General features: G+C 44.7%; 12 protein-coding genes, 12 tRNA genes and 3 rRNA genes. 26 read left to right on the top strand and 1 reads right to left on the bottom strand.

The genetic code is table 11. The features are described 5' to 3' along the window. The 6 genes from ABOA58_RS01540 to ABOA58_RS01565 all read left to right on the top strand — a co-directional run bounded on the left by ABOA58_RS01540 (position 1) and on the right by ABOA58_RS01565 (position 5,523). Positions 1-1,011, top strand: a complete 1,011-nt coding sequence (locus ABOA58_RS01540) for a PP2C family protein-serine/threonine phosphatase (RefSeq protein WP_350300958.1) — start codon at positions 1-3, stop codon at positions 1,009-1,011. Between the two features lie 59 nt (positions 1,012-1,070). Beyond that, a complete protein-coding gene (locus ABOA58_RS01545) occupies positions 1,071-1,403 on the top strand; it encodes an anti-sigma factor antagonist (protein WP_101225981.1) in 333 nt (110 codons plus the stop codon). Further along, positions 1,400-1,873, top strand: coding sequence for an anti-sigma B factor RsbW (rsbW, locus tag ABOA58_RS01550; protein WP_034306366.1), 474 nt, complete (start codon positions 1,400-1,402; stop codon positions 1,871-1,873). The genes ABOA58_RS01545 and rsbW overlap by 4 nt, the downstream gene beginning before the upstream one ends. Further along, positions 1,851-2,639, top strand: a complete 789-nt coding sequence (gene sigB / locus ABOA58_RS01555; RefSeq protein WP_101225980.1) for an RNA polymerase sigma factor SigB — start codon at positions 1,851-1,853, stop codon at positions 2,637-2,639. The genes rsbW and sigB overlap by 23 nt, the downstream gene beginning before the upstream one ends. Beyond that, positions 2,636-3,247, top strand: a complete 612-nt coding sequence (locus ABOA58_RS01560) for a PP2C family serine/threonine-protein phosphatase (protein WP_241663201.1) — start codon at positions 2,636-2,638, stop codon at positions 3,245-3,247. Before sigB ends, ABOA58_RS01560 begins: the two co-directional genes overlap by 4 nt. A gap of 92 nt (positions 3,248-3,339) precedes the next feature. Further along, positions 3,340-5,523, top strand: coding sequence for a Tex family protein (locus ABOA58_RS01565; RefSeq protein WP_350300959.1), 2,184 nt, complete (start codon positions 3,340-3,342; stop codon positions 5,521-5,523). 58 nt (positions 5,524-5,581) lie between these two features. On the opposite strand, the gene cmpA is transcribed toward ABOA58_RS01565, so the two are convergent. Continuing rightward, positions 5,582-5,701, bottom strand: a complete 120-nt coding sequence (cmpA, locus tag ABOA58_RS01570; RefSeq protein WP_089364909.1) for a cortex morphogenetic protein CmpA — start codon at positions 5,699-5,701, stop codon at positions 5,582-5,584. A gap of 83 nt (positions 5,702-5,784) precedes the next feature. On the opposite strand from cmpA, the gene ABOA58_RS01575 reads away from it, so the two are divergent. The 20 genes from ABOA58_RS01575 to tsaD all read left to right on the top strand — a co-directional run bounded on the left by ABOA58_RS01575 (position 5,785) and on the right by tsaD (position 15,451). Further along, the gene (locus tag ABOA58_RS01575; RefSeq protein WP_350300960.1) at positions 5,785-6,249 is read left to right on the top strand and encodes a SprT family protein; all 465 of its coding nucleotides are present in this window, start codon (positions 5,785-5,787) and stop codon (positions 6,247-6,249) included. 147 nt (positions 6,250-6,396) lie between these two features. Further along, positions 6,397-6,471 (top strand) — tRNA-Asn (locus ABOA58_RS01580). Positions 6,472-6,478: 7 nt separating this feature from the next. Next, a tRNA-Ser gene (locus ABOA58_RS01585) sits at positions 6,479-6,569 on the top strand. A 17-nt stretch (positions 6,570-6,586) separates the two neighbouring features. Further along, positions 6,587-6,658: transfer RNA gene (locus ABOA58_RS01590), tRNA-Glu, on the top strand. Between the two features lie 25 nt (positions 6,659-6,683). Then, positions 6,684-6,759: transfer RNA gene (locus ABOA58_RS01595), tRNA-Asp, on the top strand. A 78-nt stretch (positions 6,760-6,837) separates the two neighbouring features. Continuing rightward, positions 6,838-6,912: transfer RNA gene (locus tag ABOA58_RS01600), tRNA-Gln, on the top strand. A gap of 9 nt (positions 6,913-6,921) precedes the next feature. Next, positions 6,922-6,997, top strand: a tRNA-Lys gene (locus ABOA58_RS01605). Between the two features lie 9 nt (positions 6,998-7,006). Next, positions 7,007-7,088, top strand: a tRNA-Leu gene (locus ABOA58_RS01610). 59 nt (positions 7,089-7,147) lie between these two features. Beyond that, positions 7,148-7,233, top strand: a tRNA-Leu gene (locus ABOA58_RS01615). Between the two features lie 18 nt (positions 7,234-7,251). After that, positions 7,252-7,328, top strand: a tRNA-Arg gene (locus tag ABOA58_RS01620). 6 nt (positions 7,329-7,334) lie between these two features. Continuing rightward, positions 7,335-7,411, top strand: a tRNA-Pro gene (locus tag ABOA58_RS01625). A gap of 29 nt (positions 7,412-7,440) precedes the next feature. Then, a tRNA-Gly gene (locus tag ABOA58_RS01630) sits at positions 7,441-7,514 on the top strand. Between the two features lie 95 nt (positions 7,515-7,609). Beyond that, positions 7,610-9,160: ribosomal RNA gene (locus ABOA58_RS01635) — 16S ribosomal RNA — on the top strand. 176 nt (positions 9,161-9,336) lie between these two features. Next, positions 9,337-12,269 (top strand): 23S ribosomal RNA (locus tag ABOA58_RS01640). 116 nt (positions 12,270-12,385) lie between these two features. Beyond that, positions 12,386-12,501: ribosomal RNA gene (gene rrf, locus ABOA58_RS01645) — 5S ribosomal RNA — on the top strand. Together the 16S, 23S and 5S rRNA genes with 12 tRNA genes alongside form the textbook arrangement of a ribosomal RNA operon. 66 nt (positions 12,502-12,567) lie before the next feature. After that, positions 12,568-12,641, top strand: a tRNA-Met gene (locus tag ABOA58_RS01650). 180 nt (positions 12,642-12,821) lie between these two features. Continuing rightward, positions 12,822-13,274 (top strand): tRNA (adenosine(37)-N6)-threonylcarbamoyltransferase complex ATPase subunit type 1 TsaE, encoded by a 453-nt coding sequence (tsaE, locus tag ABOA58_RS01655; RefSeq protein ID WP_350300961.1) that lies wholly within the window; start codon positions 12,822-12,824, stop codon positions 13,272-13,274. Beyond that, complete coding sequence (gene tsaB, locus ABOA58_RS01660) at positions 13,274-13,966, top strand: tRNA (adenosine(37)-N6)-threonylcarbamoyltransferase complex dimerization subunit type 1 TsaB (protein ID WP_350300962.1); 693 nt, start codon at positions 13,274-13,276, stop codon at positions 13,964-13,966. Before tsaE ends, tsaB begins: the two co-directional genes overlap by 1 nt. A 22-nt stretch (positions 13,967-13,988) precedes the next feature. Further along, positions 13,989-14,441: a ribosomal protein S18-alanine N-acetyltransferase gene (gene rimI, locus ABOA58_RS01665; protein ID WP_101225599.1), complete on the top strand. Its 453-nt coding sequence runs from the start codon at positions 13,989-13,991 to the stop codon at positions 14,439-14,441. After that, complete coding sequence (gene tsaD / locus ABOA58_RS01670; protein WP_350300963.1) at positions 14,438-15,451, top strand: tRNA (adenosine(37)-N6)-threonylcarbamoyltransferase complex transferase subunit TsaD; 1,014 nt, start codon at positions 14,438-14,440, stop codon at positions 15,449-15,451. The genes rimI and tsaD overlap by 4 nt, the downstream gene beginning before the upstream one ends. Positions 15,452-15,599: the final 148 nt, after the last annotated feature.

Consider the following 15,599-nt stretch of genomic DNA (forward strand, 5'->3'; position numbering starts at 1 on the left):
ATGGATATTAGGGAGAACATGGAGAAAAAGTATCATGAGGCGCTTTCTACTTATCTTAAAGACCAAAATGAGCAGGCACTCTACCAAGGACAAAAGATTAGCCGCCTACATATCAAATACAATATATCTCCAGAAGAAATCATCAGTATGCATAAAAATAACTTAATGGAACTTTACCCGGACTTACCGGGGAAAGTATTGGATTCTTTCGATTTTCTGCTGGAAGTCATGATGGGCTACGGCATTGCATACCGTGAACATCAAAGCCTTAGACATCAACAGCAGGAACTGAAAACGGAAATCGAGATCGCGGCAAACGTTCAACATACTCTTTTGGAAACGGAAATTCCTGATATCAAAGCTCTTGAAATTGGAGCGATCAGTGTTCCGGCGAGACAGATGAACGGAGATTACTATCACTTCGTCCAAGATGAAAATGATCGTATAGGAGTAGGGATAGCAGATGTCATAGGAAAAGGGATTCCTGCTGCATTGTGCATGTCGATGATCAAATATGCGATGGACAGTCTTCCCGAGCATCGACATGAACCGAATAGTGTGCTTGAGAGTTTGAACCGTGTTGTGGAGCATAATGTGGATCCAAGCATGTTCATAACCATGTTCTATGGTTTATATGATCCGCATGACAGGCAATTTTCCTATGCTTCAGCCGGACATGAACCTGGCTTTTACTATGATGCCGCAACAGGTACTTTCAGCGATTTGGATGCAAAGGGCTTGCTGCTTGGAGTTGATAAAAAAACAAGGTATCGCCAATATGAAAAAACGGTGAATCGTGGAGACATGATCATTTTATTATCCGATGGAGTAACGGAGTGCCGGACGTATGATGGGTTCATAGAAAGGGAAACACTTATCGGTTTCATTAAAAAAAATATGCATTTGCAAGCCCAGGAAATGGTGAATAATATATTTAAACAATTGGAGAAAATGCAGAACTTCCAACTGAGGGATGATTTTACATTAATAATTTTAAAATCAAATGTTTAGTATTGTTTCTGCTGGGTATAGATATAGGAATGAAGAGGATTTGAAGAGGTGGGTCAAGGATGAATATAACTGTAGATGTTAATGAATTAAATACTGAATTTGTTGTAAAACTAAAAGGTGAAATCGATGCCTATACTGCACCGAAATTAAGGGAATCACTATTTCCGATTTCAGAGCAGGATAATGTTTCGATTACGATTGATTTAACTGAAGTCTCTTATATGGATAGTACGGGACTTGGGGTATTTGTCGGTGCTTTCAAAAGCGTAAGGGCACATAATGGCGAATTCACATTAGTTGGCTTATCAGAAAGGTTACGACGTTTATTTGATATAACAGGTCTTGCAGATATCATTGATATAAAAAGTGGTACAGAGGGTGGGTTAGAATGAGTCAAGTATATGATTACATCGAAATGAAAATACCTGCAAAACCAGAATTCATCGGTGTCATTCGTTTAACGCTTTCTGGGATAGGAAGCCGGATGGGATTTGCGTATGATGAAATTGAGGATTTGAAAATCGCTACCAGTGAGGCTTGTACAAATGCGGTACAGCATGCATATAAGGATTCTGAAAAAGGTGAAGTGAAAGTAAGTTTTGGCCTTTATCCTGACCGTCTGGAGGTCATGGTTTCCGATAGTGGCAAGAGCTGTAATTTCGAAGAAGTTCGTCAAGGACTCGGTCCATACGAAAATGGACAAAAAGTCGAACTTTTGAGAGAAGGAGGCTTGGGTCTTTACCTTATTGAAACTTTGATGGATGATGTTAAAATTCATCAGCATGATGGGGTTACAGTATTTATGACTAAGTTTTTAGAAGGAGAGCAGGTGGAGATGGATGCAAAAACAGTCTCAACCTAATCAGGCACAAAGAGAACAGGTAAATGAATGGATTAGAGCTTACCAGCAGAATCAAGATGATGAAGCACAGAGTAATCTAGTCATCCATTATAAAAGTTTAGTTGAAACAATCGCCCGCAAGTATGCGAAAGGGAAATCATTTCAGGAGGATATCTCCCAAGTCGGCATGATTGGTTTATTAGGTGCCATTCGACGATATGATGAATCTTTCGGTAAGAGCTTTGAGGCATTTGCCGTCCCTACTATAATAGGCGAAATCAAAAGGTTCCTTCGTGACAAAACATGGAGTGTCCATGTGCCAAGGAGAATTAAGGAACTTGGTCCGAAAATCAGGGTGACTGTCGAGGAATTGACGACAACTCTGCATCGTTCACCAAGAATAGATGAAATAGCCGATAGTATAGGCGTGACTGAAGAAGAAGTTTTAGAAGCGATGGAAATGGGAAAAAGCTATCAAGCTTTATCTGTGGATCATTCTATTGAGGCGGATTCTGATGGCGGTACTGTCACATTGCTTGATATATTCGGGAATGTCGATGAAGGTTTTGAAAAGGTCAATCAGCGGCTTGTGCTTGAAAAGGTGCTGCATGTTCTGAGTGACCGTGAAAAGATGATCATTCAACATACTTATTTAGAGAATTTAAGCCAGAAAGAAGCTGGCGATAAACTGGGGATTTCCCAAATGCATGTTTCAAGGCTCCAACGCCGTGCGATCAAGAAACTTCAAGAAGCCATTAATGCTGAAAACTCGGAGTTAATTCAGTGATCAAAGATATTCTGAGGGGAGAAAAAATAGAAGTCCTTGTCTCTCAATCGTCTAAAAACGGGATGGTTTATTGTGGTGATGATTACTTCTTTCTTCATACGAAAGAATACTTTGTGTGTGTCCTGGCAGATGGTCTAGGCAGCGGCAAAAATGCTTATGATTCCTCCCATGCCGTCATCGAGGAAGTTAAACGTAATCATGAGTTGGATGTAGAATCATTAATGGCGGTATGTAACCAGGTTTTGGTCGATAAGCGGGGGGCAGCCGTTTCGATTTTGAAGATATTTTATGATAAGAATGAATTTGTATACAGTTCAGTGGGTAACATCCGCTTTTTCCTGTATAATCCAAGCGACGATAAACTCGTTTACCCTTTACCTGTTACAGGGTATTTATCCGGAAGGAAACAAACATACAGGACGCAGAGCTACAAATATGAACCAAATGCAAAATTCATTCTTCATTCCGATGGTTTAGAACTTAAGGGAGCTAAATCTTTTTTAAAAAGGCTGGTCCCTATCGATAAGAACGCACAATGTATATTAAAAAGCAGTCCATTAACTGCAGATGATACAACTTTCATTTTAGGAAGCTTACTTTCGCCATAATTCGGAAGTGAGCTTTTTTGTATTGAATTCGCAACTTCATCACTCATTTGCTAGACTATACTTATTAGATCAAAAGGTTGGAGGTAAACATAATGATCGTTGTAGAAGATACATTGAAAGAACTGATTAAACAAATATCCAATGAGCTAACTTTGAAAAATCATCAAGTCCAAAACGTCATACAGATGCTGCAAGAAGGGAACACTGTCCCTTTTATCGCACGGTATAGAAAAGAAATGACGGGTTCACTTGATGAAGTTCAGATTCGTTCCATCATGGAAAGGTGGAATTATCTTGAAAACCTTGGCCAAAGGAAAGCGGAAGTTACGCGTTCAATTGGTGAACAGGGAAAATTGACGGAAGAATTAACGAAACAAATCGAGAAGGCAACAAAACTGCAGGAAGTCGAGGATTTATACAGGCCATTCAAGCAAAAAAGGAGAACGAAAGCGACAGTCGCTAAAGAAAAGGGTCTTGAACCACTGGCCAATTGGCTTCTGGAATGTCCAATGCATGCCAGTGTCAGTGAAAAAGCTGCAGAATTCATATCGGCAGAAAAAGAAGTTTCTTCTATTGAAGAGGCAATTGCAGGAGCGCAGGATATCATAGCTGAACATATTTCCGATGATGCAGAATTAAGGAAGTGGATAAGGGCTGAAATTTTCAAAGCCGGAAAAATGGTTTCAACTGTGAAAAATGAAGAGAAGGACGAGAAAAAAATCTTCGAAATGTACTATGAATATGAGGAGCCGGTTCAAAGAATCGTACCGCATCGTGTGTTGGCGCTGAATAGAGGTGAAAAGGAAGAGGTTCTGCGAATCTCCATTCAGCCCCGGACTGAAATCATCATTGGTCATCTTGAACGGAAAATCATTAAAAATAACAAATCTGAAGCCCAAGTTGTTCTTAAATCTGCGATTGAGGATGGACTTAAGCGTTTGATCATGCCTTCTGTAGAACGGGAAATCAGAAAAGAGCTGACGGAAAAAGCTGAGGATCAAGCTATCCATATTTTCTCTGAAAACCTGCGGAACCTGCTCTTGCAGCCTCCGCTTAAAGGGAAAGTGGTCCTCGCCCTAGATCCGGCATATCGGACTGGCTGTAAGTTGGCTGTCATTGATGAAACCGGAAAGGTACTCGATATCAGTGTGATCTACCCGCATCCTCCTGCTGCGAAACTTAATGCTGCCCGTGAAAAAACGATCGAAATACTTCAGCGGTTCTCGGTTGAAATCGTGGCAATCGGCAATGGTACGGCATCACGTGAATCAGAGCAATTCATCGCAGATATTTTGAAAGAAGTGAAAGGGAATATATCATATATAATTGTAAATGAAGCGGGTGCCAGTGTGTATTCAGCCTCGGATATTGCCCGTGAAGAGTTTCCAGATCTTCAGGTAGAACAGAGAAGCGCCGTTTCAATAGGAAGAAGGCTTCAGGATCCCCTTGCTGAACTTGTTAAAATTGATCCGCAATCCGTGGGGGTGGGTCAATATCAACATGATGTGTCCCAGAAAAAGTTAACGGAATCCCTCACCTTTGTAGTAGAAACAGCTGTTAACCAAGTGGGGGTGAATGTCAATACCGCTTCATCGTCACTTTTGCAATATGTAGCTGGTTTATCAAAATCGGTTGCTCAAAATATTGTGAAGAAAAGGGAAGTGGAAGGAAAGTTTTCAAGCAGGAAGGAATTAAAGAAGATTCCCCGGCTGGGTGCCAAAACTTATGAACAATGTATAGGGTTCTTACGTATCATTAATGGAGATGAGCCTTTAGATCAAACCGCGATACATCCTGAGAACTACAGTGCCGTGAATAAATTATTAAAGAAAATGGGATTCACATCTGATGATTTAGGCAGTGATGTCCTGAATGAAGAATTAGGCAAACTAAATCCGGCTGATTTGGCCGATGAATTGGCAATTGGGGAAATTACGATTAAAGATATCATAGATGATTTGATGAAACCGGGAAGAGATCCTCGGGATGAATTATCAAAACCACTGCTTAAGCAGGATGTACTAAAAATGGAGGATCTGCAAACTGGGATGGAATTACAAGGTACAGTGAGGAATGTTGTGGATTTCGGTGCGTTTGTGGATATTGGTGTTAAACAGGATGGACTGGTTCATATTTCTAAATTGAGCAACAGGTTTGTAAAACACCCATTGGATGTAGTAGCCGTTGGGGATGTTGTGACGGTTTGGGTCGAACTGGTTGACTCGCAAAAACAAAGGGTATCTTTAACGATGCTCGAGCCAAAGGATCAAAACTAGCCCATGGTAAGCTCCTTCTATAATAGAAGGGGTTTTTTTATATGGAACAAAGTTGAATTTATAACCGGAGGCTTTCTTTCTTTTGATAAAAAAACCAACATTGATTCAACATCTTCACTTGATAATAATCCTTTTCATAAAAGGCTTTGCGGATTTGATTCTGGAACCAATTAGGCATAGCTTTTCCTCCCTTAGTTTCCTATTGTATTATTAGTCTATGTTATAATGGGTTGTCATGTTACCAAGGAAAGGGAGGGGGAAATGGATAATCGGCAATTGCAAAAACTTGTTGAAGAAATATCGTTGAAAGACTTTGAAAAGGCCTTTAGACATCGAGCCAGTTTTAATCCACGTCTCCGAACAACAGGAGGCCGATATTTGCTCCGTTCACACAATATAGAAATCAATAAGAAGTATCTTGATGAACGCGGTGTGGAAGAAATGATTGGAATCATTAAGCATGAATTGTGCCATTATCATCTGCACATCGAGAAAAAAGGGTACCAGCATCGTGATGCGGACTTTAAGCAATTACTCAAAAAAGTGGGGGCGCCGAGATTTTGCGAACCGCTGCCATCTAACCAATTAAAGAAAAAGATGAATACTATCCAATATAAATGTGAAGACTGTCAGCAGGTGTATATAAGAAAAAAGCGAATCGACACTACCCGTTTCGTTTGTGGTAAATGTCGTGGAACATTGATTTACCAAGGGTTTAAGGAGTAAAAAACAAAAATATAAAAAATCATAAAAGAACCCTTGACTTTAAGTTGCAACCTCTTTATAATCATAAGAGTCGACAAGATAACAACTTGTTCTTAACGACAAACACTAAGGTCCTTGAGCGTGAAAAAGGAACCCAATTTTCATTATTCCGCAGTAGCTCAGTGGTAGAGCATTCGGCTGTTAACCGAACGGTCGTAGGTTCGAGTCCTACCTGCGGAGCCATTTTTTTGGGGAAGTACTCAAGAGGCTGAAGAGGCGCCCCTGCTAAGGGTGTAGGTCGCGTAAGCGGCGCGAGGGTTCAAATCCCTCCTTCTCCGCCAGCTGCATATTTTATCAAGGCCCATTGGTCAAGCGGTTAAGACACCGCCCTTTCACGGCGGTAACACGGGTTCGAATCCCGTATGGGTCACTTTCTTATATATAATCATAATACTGGTCCCGTGGTGTAGCGGTTAACATGCCTGCCTGTCACGCAGGAGATCGCGGGTTCGATTCCCGTCGGGACCGCCATTTTTTTTAAAAAACACTTGTTAAAATAATATTATTGTGATATAATATTATCCTGGCTGTTAATTAGTATTCGATTATTGGGCTATAGCCAAGCGGTAAGGCAACGGATTTTGATTCCGTCATGCGAAGGTTCGATCCCTTCTAGCCCAGCCATTTTATTTAGAGCCATTAGCTCAGTTGGTAGAGCATCTGACTTTTAATCAGAGGGTCGAAGGTTCGAATCCTTCATGGCTCACCATTTATTTTCGCGGGTGTGGCGGAATTGGCAGACGCACCAGACTTAGGATCTGGCGCCGCAAGGCGTGGGGGTTCAAGTCCCTTCACCCGCACTGATATTTTTCTTCTTGACATCAAGTTGAAAAGGTGTTAAACTTACAAAGTCGCTTTCGCGGTCGTGGCGGAATGGCAGACGCGCTAGGTTGAGGGCCTAGTGGGGGAAACCCCGTGGAGGTTCGACTCCTCTCGGCCGCACCAATAACATCATAGAAATTAGCGCCCGTAGCTCAATTGGATAGAGCATCTGACTACGAATCAGAAGGTTGTAGGTTCGACTCCCGCCGGGCGCACCATATTTACGGGAAGTAGCTCAGCTTGGTAGAGCACTTGGTTTGGGACCAAGGGGTCGCAGGTTCGAATCCTGTCTTCCCGACCATTCTTTCTGGTAATATTTTAAAATTAAATGCGGGTGTAGTTTAGTGGTAAAACCTCAGCCTTCCAAGCTGATGATGAGAGTTCGATTCTCTTCACCCGCTCCATTATTGCTCTTTGAAAACTGAACAAAACAAAGCGCCAACGTTAAATTTTAAGTGAGCACACACTATCAAAAAAGCAAATGAGCAAGTCAAACATTTCTTCGGAGAGTTTGATCCTGGCTCAGGACGAACGCTGGCGGCGTGCCTAATACATGCAAGTCGAGCGAATCGATGGGAGCTTGCTCCCTGAGATTAGCGGCGGACGGGTGAGTAACACGTGGGCAACCTGCCTATAAGACTGGGATAACTTCGGGAAACCGGAGCTAATACCGGATACGTTCTTTTCTCGCATGAGAGAAGATGGAAAGACGGTTTACGCTGTCACTTATAGATGGGCCCGCGGCGCATTAGCTAGTTGGTGAGGTAATGGCTCACCAAGGCGACGATGCGTAGCCGACCTGAGAGGGTGATCGGCCACACTGGGACTGAGACACGGCCCAGACTCCTACGGGAGGCAGCAGTAGGGAATCTTCCGCAATGGACGAAAGTCTGACGGAGCAACGCCGCGTGAACGAAGAAGGCCTTCGGGTCGTAAAGTTCTGTTGTTAGGGAAGAACAAGTACCAGAGTAACTGCTGGTACCTTGACGGTACCTAACCAGAAAGCCACGGCTAACTACGTGCCAGCAGCCGCGGTAATACGTAGGTGGCAAGCGTTGTCCGGAATTATTGGGCGTAAAGCGCGCGCAGGTGGTTCCTTAAGTCTGATGTGAAAGCCCACGGCTCAACCGTGGAGGGTCATTGGAAACTGGGGAACTTGAGTGCAGAAGAGGAAAGTGGAATTCCAAGTGTAGCGGTGAAATGCGTAGAGATTTGGAGGAACACCAGTGGCGAAGGCGACTTTCTGGTCTGTAACTGACACTGAGGCGCGAAAGCGTGGGGAGCAAACAGGATTAGATACCCTGGTAGTCCACGCCGTAAACGATGAGTGCTAAGTGTTAGAGGGTTTCCGCCCTTTAGTGCTGCAGCTAACGCATTAAGCACTCCGCCTGGGGAGTACGGCCGCAAGGCTGAAACTCAAAGGAATTGACGGGGGCCCGCACAAGCGGTGGAGCATGTGGTTTAATTCGAAGCAACGCGAAGAACCTTACCAGGTCTTGACATCCTCTGACAACCCTAGAGATAGGGCTTTCCCCTTCGGGGGACAGAGTGACAGGTGGTGCATGGTTGTCGTCAGCTCGTGTCGTGAGATGTTGGGTTAAGTCCCGCAACGAGCGCAACCCTTGATCTTAGTTGCCAGCATTCAGTTGGGCACTCTAAGGTGACTGCCGGTGACAAACCGGAGGAAGGTGGGGATGACGTCAAATCATCATGCCCCTTATGACCTGGGCTACACACGTGCTACAATGGATGGTACAAAGGGCTGCAAACCTGCGAAGGTAAGCGAATCCCATAAAGCCATTCTCAGTTCGGATTGCAGGCTGCAACTCGCCTGCATGAAGCCGGAATCGCTAGTAATCGCGGATCAGCATGCCGCGGTGAATACGTTCCCGGGCCTTGTACACACCGCCCGTCACACCACGAGAGTTTGTAACACCCGAAGTCGGTGAGGTAACCTTCATGGAGCCAGCCGCCTAAGGTGGGACAGATGATTGGGGTGAAGTCGTAACAAGGTAGCCGTATCGGAAGGTGCGGCTGGATCACCTCCTTTCTAAGGATAATTACGAGAGCGCTTTTGTTTTGTTCAGTTTTGAATGAGTAATTCATTCAAATAGGAAAGACAAACATCACGATGTGATGGATTCTTTCTGCTTTGTTCCTTGAAAACTAGATAATAGATAGAAGGCAATTAATTTTTTTCAAAGCATCTGTAAGATCTTTTTTAACGGTTAAGTTAGAAAGGGCGCACGGTGGATGCCTTGGCACTAGGAGCCGATGAAGGACGGGACTAACACCGATATGCTTCGGGGAGCTGTAAGTAAGCTTTGATCCGGAGATTTCCGAATGGGGAAACCCACTGTTCGTAATGGAACAGTATCTTTACCTGAATACATAGGGTACTGAAGGCAGACCCGGGGAACTGAAACATCTAAGTACCCGGAGGAAGAGAAAGCAAACGCGATTTCCTGAGTAGCGGCGAGCGAAACGGAATTAGCCCAAACCAAGAGGCTTGCCTCTTGGGGTTGTAGGACACTCAACATGGAGTTACAAAGGAACGGGGTAAATGAAGCGATCTGGAAAGATCCGTCGAAGAAGGTAAAAACCCTGTAGTTGAAACTTCGTTCCCTCCTGAGTGGATCCTGAGTACGGCGGGACACGAGAAATCCCGTCGGAAGCAGGGAGGACCATCTCCCAAGGCTAAATACTCCCTAGTGACCGATAGTGAACCAGTACCGTGAGGGAAAGGTGAAAAGCACCCCGGAAGGGGAGTGAAATAGATCCTGAAACCGTGTGCCTACAAGTAGTCAAAGCCCGTTAATGGGTAATGGCGTGCCTTTTGTAGAATGAACCGGCGAGTTACGATTTCATGCGAGGTTAAGTTGATGAGACGGAGCCGCAGCGAAAGCGAGTCTGAATAGGGCGAATGAGTATGAGGTCGTAGACCCGAAACCAGGTGATCTACCCATGTCCAGGGTGAAGTTCAGGTAACACTGAATGGAGGCCCGAACCCACGCACGTTGAAAAGTGCGGGGATGAGGTGTGGGTAGCGGAGAAATTCCAATCGAACCTGGAGATAGCTGGTTCTCTCCGAAATAGCTTTAGGGCTAGCCTCAAGATGAGAGTATTGGAGGTAGAGCACTGATTGGACTAGGGGCCCCCAACGGGTTACCGAATTCAGTCAAACTCCGAATGCCAAATACTTATTCTTGGGAGTCAGACTGCGAGTGATAAGATCCGTAGTCGAAAGGGAAACAGCCCAGACCACCAGCTAAGGTCCCAAAGTATACGTTAAGTGGAAAAGGATGTGGAGTTGCTTAGACAACCAGGATGTTGGCTTAGAAGCAGCCACCATTTAAAGAGTGCGTAATAGCTCACTGGTCGAGTGACTCCGCGCCGAAAATGTACCGGGGCTAAACGTATCACCGAAGCTGTGGATTGACACCGTATGGTGTCGATGGTAGGAGAGCGTTCTAAGGGCGTTGAAGTCAGACCGGAAGGACTGGTGGAGCGCTTAGAAGTGAGAATGCCGGTATGAGTAGCGAAAGAAGGGTGAGAATCCCTTCCACCGAATGCCTAAGGTTTCCTGAGGAAGGCTCGTCCGCTCAGGGTTAGTCGGGACCTAAGCCGAGGCCGAAAGGCGTAGGCGATGGACAACAGGTTGATATTCCTGTACCACCTATACATCGTTTGAACGATGGGGGGACGCAGAAGGATAGGGTAAGCGCGCTGTTGGATATGCGCGTCCAAGCAGTTAGGCCGGAAACGAGGCAAATCCCGTTTCCATTAAGGCGGAGCTGTGATGGCGAGGGAAATATAGTACCGAAGTTCCTGATTCCACGCTGCCAAGAAAAGCCTCTAGTGAGATGTAAGGTGCCCGTACCGCAAACCGACACAGGTAGGCGAGGAGAGAATCCTAAGGTGTGCGAGAGAACTCTCGTTAAGGAACTCGGCAAAATGACCCCGTAACTTCGGGAGAAGGGGTGCTTTTTAGGGTGAATAGCCCAGAAAAGCCGCAGTGAATAGGCCCAGGCGACTGTTTAGCAAAAACACAGGTCTCTGCGAAGCCGCAAGGCGAAGTATAGGGGCTGACACCTGCCCGGTGCTGGAAGGTTAAGGGGAGAGGTTAGCGCAAGCGAAGCTTTGAACCGAAGCCCCAGTAAACGGCGGCCGTAACTATAACGGTCCTAAGGTAGCGAAATTCCTTGTCGGGTAAGTTCCGACCCGCACGAAAGGTGTAACGATCTGGGCACTGTCTCAACGAGAGACTCGGTGAAATTATAGTACCTGTGAAGATGCAGGTTACCCGCGACAGGACGGAAAGACCCCGTGGAGCTTTACTGCAGCCTGATATTGAATTTTGGTACAGCTTGTACAGGATAGGTAGGAGCCTGAGAAGCCGGAGCGCCAGCTTCGGTGGAGGCGTTGGTGGGATACTACCCTGGCTGTATTGAAATTCTAACCCGCGCCCCTTATCGGGGTGGGAGACAGTGTCAGGTGGGCAGTTTGACTGGGGCGGTCGCCTCCTAAAGAGTAACGGAGGCGCCCAAAGGTTCCCTCAGAATGGTTGGAAATCATTCGTAGAGTGTAAAGGCACAAGGGAGCTTGACTGCGAGACCTACAAGTCGAGCAGGGACGAAAGTCGGGCTTAGTGATCCGGTGGTTCCGCATGGAAGGGCCATCGCTCAACGGATAAAAGCTACCCCGGGGATAACAGGCTTATCTCCCCCAAGAGTCCACATCGACGGGGAGGTTTGGCACCTCGATGTCGGCTCATCGCATCCTGGGGCTGTAGTCGGTCCCAAGGGTTGGGCTGTTCGCCCATTAAAGCGGTACGCGAGCTGGGTTCAGAACGTCGTGAGACAGTTCGGTCCCTATCCGTCGCGGGCGCAGGAAATTTGAGAGGAGCTGTCCTTAGTACGAGAGGACCGGGATGGACGCACCGCTGGTGTACCAGTTGTCTTGCCAAAGGCATAGCTGGGTAGCTACGTGCGGACGGGATAAGTGCTGAAAGCATCTAAGCATGAAGCCCCCCTCAAGATGAGATTTCCCATGGCGCAAGCTAGTAAGATCCCTGAAAGATGATCAGGTTGATAGGTCAGAGGTGGAAGCATGGTGACATGTGGAGCTGACTGATACTAATAGATCGAGGACTTAACCAACGCTTTTTAAAAAATGAAATACCTTCTTATTATCTAGTTTTGAAGGAATGAAAATTTCTTCTTGCATTTTGATTTCATACATGGTATGATAATAAATGTGCTAAAAAGATTAAATGTTTGGTGGCGATAGCGAAGAGGTCACACCCGTTCCCATTCCGAACACGGCAGTTAAGCTCTTCAGCGCCAATGGTAGTTGGGGGTTTCCCCCTGTGAGAGTAGGACGCCGCCAAGCTATAATCATTGTATTCTTTTTGAATAAATGGGAATACTATATTTATAAAAGAAGCATTTATACCGTCGCGGGGTGGAGCAGTCCGGTAGCTCGTCGGGCTCATAACCCGAAGGTCGCAGGTTCAAATCCTGTCCCCGCAATCATGAAAAAAACGAAACTTAGGTTTCGTTTTTTTGTTTTATCTGAAATTCGAATAATTATGTCCCTAACTTATTTGTTTCTTCTTTTGAAACAAGGTAAACTACATATAGAATGGTTTTCGTTCCATAATATTGCGTTTATATAGGACGTTTCCTAATAATGATAAAGGTGATTGATATATGCAACATGTTGAATGGATTTCTCAGAGTGAGGAAGAAACAGCGCAATTTGCGCATAGATTGGCAGAAAAGCTTTCCAGTGGAGATGTGCTGGCTTTAGAAGGTGACTTGGGTGCAGGGAAGACGGCATTCACAAAAGGGCTGGCTAAAGGATTAGGTGTTACCAGAATGGTGAATAGCCCTACCTTCACGATAATAAAGGAATACATGGGTCGCTTGCCTTTATATCATATGGATGTCTATCGGGTAAGTGAATCGGAAGAAGATCTAGGCTTTGATGAATATTTTGATGGTGATGGTGTGACTGTCGTTGAATGGGCCCATTTAATAAAGGATCACCTTCCAGAGGAAATCTTGAATATTTATATCTATCGCCTGGGCGATACCAGCCGGCGTATTGTTTTGGAAGCCAAAGGCGAACGATATGTAAAGTTATGTAAGGAGATTATTTGATGAAGGTTTTAGCTATAGATACATCGAATTTCACATTAGGGATTGCACTGGTAAACGAGAATCAAGTAATTGGTGAGTATACGACGAACCTAAAGAAAAATCATTCGGTGCGGGTAATGCCGGCAATTGAGACACTGCTGAGGGATTGTGATACTAAACCGAAGGAATTGACTAAGATTGTGGTCGCTCAAGGTCCAGGCTCATATACAGGGGTCAGGATCGGAGTAACGATAGCGAAAAGCTTGGCATGGACGCTTCAAATTCCCTTATCAGGTGTTTCCAGCTTAGAGGTTTTAGCAGCTAATGGACGTTATTTTAACGGGATGATCTCTCCCTTGTTCGATGCAAGAAGAGGGCAGATTTATACTGGATTATATGAATTGGAAAAGGATTCTTTAAAGACAGTCATTGAAGATTGTAATATTCTATCCTCTGAGTGGGCGAATCAATTGAAGGAATTAAATCGTCCTGTTTTATTTGTTGGTCAAGATGTGGACATCCATCGGGATGCAATTACGGATGCATTAGGGGAATTGGCTGTATTTGCTCCGGTACAGTCATATAATTCAAGGCCAAGCGAACTGGCCTTCATTGGTCTTGATAAGGCTGAAGTGGATGTTCACCAGTTTGTACCGAATTATATCCGCATGGCTGAAGCAGAAGCTAAGTGGCTTGAACAGCAGGGGAAATAAACAAGGAAAGCGACCGATTATTATGAGTAAAACATTGACGTTCCGAAAGATGAATACGGAAGATATCGACCAAGTGCTAAACGTGGAAAAGCAGTCCTTTACTTTGCCTTGGAGCCGGGAAGCTTTTTTTAATGAATTGAATCATAATCAATATGCTGTATACATGGTGATAGAGGATGAAGGTAAAATCGCCGGTTATTGCGGTGCCTGGATCGTCATTGATGAATCGCACATTACCAATATAGCGATATTGCCAGAATACCGAGGGCAAAAGCTAGGAGAAGCTTTGCTCAGGAAGATGATTGAAATCTCCATTTCGATGGGTGTGGTGAGGATGACGCTTGAGGTCCGTGTCAGTAATGCAGTAGCCATTTCGCTCTATGAAAAACTAGGTTTCCAAAAGGGCGGAATCCGTAAAAATTATTATACAGACAATCAAGAAGATGCTTATGTTATGTGGGTGAATTTTTCATGAAAAAAGATCAATTTATATTAGGTATTGAAACGAGCTGCGATGAAACTGCAGCAGCTGTCATAAAAAATGGTAGGGAGATACTGAGTAATGTCGTGTCTTCACAAATCGAAAGCCATAAACGTTTTGGCGGTGTCGTCCCTGAAATAGCTTCCCGTCATCATGTAGAACAAATTACGATTGTTCTTGAAGAAGCACTGCTGCAAGCAGGTGTGACATATGAAGACTTGGATGCCATTGCCGTTACAGAAGGCCCCGGCCTTGTTGGGGCACTATTAATAGGCGTGAATGCGGCGAAGGCTGTAGCTTTCGCACATGGAATACCGATTGTCGGTACGCATCATATCGCTGGTCATATCTATGCAAATCGGCTTATTCAGGAGATCGAATATCCTGCGCTTTCTTTAGTCGTTTCGGGAGGTCATACGGAATTGGTGCTTTTAGAAGAGCCGGGTTCTTTCAAGGTGATAGGGGAGACGCGGGATGATGCAGCAGGAGAGGCGTATGATAAAGTGGCTCGAACATTGGGGCTCCCTTATCCTGGCGGTCCTCATATCGATAGGCTTGCGCAAGAAGGCTCACCAACTTTAAAACTGCCTAGGGCATGGTTGGATGGCAGCTATGACTTTTCTTTCAGCGGGTTGAAATCGGCTGTGATCAACACTTTGCATAATGCAGAACAGCGCGGGGAAAAAATCGAACCTAAAGATTTAGCGGCAAGTTTCCAAGCAAGCGTGATAGAAGTGCTTGTAATGAAAGCTGTAAAAGCTGCAAAGGAATATAATGTGAAGCAGGTATTGCTTGCTGGAGGAGTTGCGGCAAATAAAGGCCTTAGGGAAGCATTAACTGAAGCTTTTAAGGATTTACCTATGGATATATCCATTCCACCCCTCTATCTTTGTACGGACAATGCCGCCATGATCGGTGCTGCTGGCAGTGTCATGTTTGAAAAAGGAAAACGATCTGGTTTGGATTTGAACGGAAATCCTGGATTGGATATAGAAGCATTTTAATTGACGAGAAGACAGGATCCCACAATTCGGCATCCTGTCTTTTTTATCGTATTATAAAATAATAGAATATTCTGTGGATAAAGTATTTTTGATCATCCTACTGCATGTGTATAAAGTGGTGTTTTTGTGGATAAGTGGATATGTTTCT

This window comes from Peribacillus frigoritolerans (assembly GCF_040250305.1).
Lineage (GTDB): Bacteria > Bacillota > Bacilli > Bacillales > DSM-1321 > Peribacillus.

What these genes read in the sequence shown, in the direction of transcription:
- ABOA58_RS01540 (WP_350300958.1), top strand. Translation starts at nt 1, where the DNA reads ATGGATATTAGGGAGAACATGGAGAAAAAGTATCATGAGGCGCTTTCT.
- ABOA58_RS01545 (WP_101225981.1), top strand. Translation starts at nt 1,071, where the DNA reads ATGAATATAACTGTAGATGTTAATGAATTAAATACTGAATTTGTTGTA.
- rsbW (WP_034306366.1), top strand. Translation starts at nt 1,400, where the DNA reads ATGAGTCAAGTATATGATTACATCGAAATGAAAATACCTGCAAAACCA.
- sigB (WP_101225980.1), top strand. Translation starts at nt 1,851, where the DNA reads ATGCAAAAACAGTCTCAACCTAATCAGGCACAAAGAGAACAGGTAAAT.
- ABOA58_RS01565 (WP_350300959.1), top strand. Translation starts at nt 3,340, where the DNA reads ATGATCGTTGTAGAAGATACATTGAAAGAACTGATTAAACAAATATCC.
- cmpA (WP_089364909.1), bottom strand. Translation starts at nt 5,701, where the DNA reads ATGCCTAATTGGTTCCAGAATCAAATCCGCAAAGCCTTTTATGAAAAG.
- ABOA58_RS01575 (WP_350300960.1), top strand. Translation starts at nt 5,785, where the DNA reads ATGGATAATCGGCAATTGCAAAAACTTGTTGAAGAAATATCGTTGAAA.
- tsaE (WP_350300961.1), top strand. Translation starts at nt 12,822, where the DNA reads ATGCAACATGTTGAATGGATTTCTCAGAGTGAGGAAGAAACAGCGCAA.
- tsaB (WP_350300962.1), top strand. Translation starts at nt 13,274, where the DNA reads ATGAAGGTTTTAGCTATAGATACATCGAATTTCACATTAGGGATTGCA.
- rimI (WP_101225599.1), top strand. Translation starts at nt 13,989, where the DNA reads ATGAGTAAAACATTGACGTTCCGAAAGATGAATACGGAAGATATCGAC.
- tsaD (WP_350300963.1), top strand. Translation starts at nt 14,438, where the DNA reads ATGAAAAAAGATCAATTTATATTAGGTATTGAAACGAGCTGCGATGAA.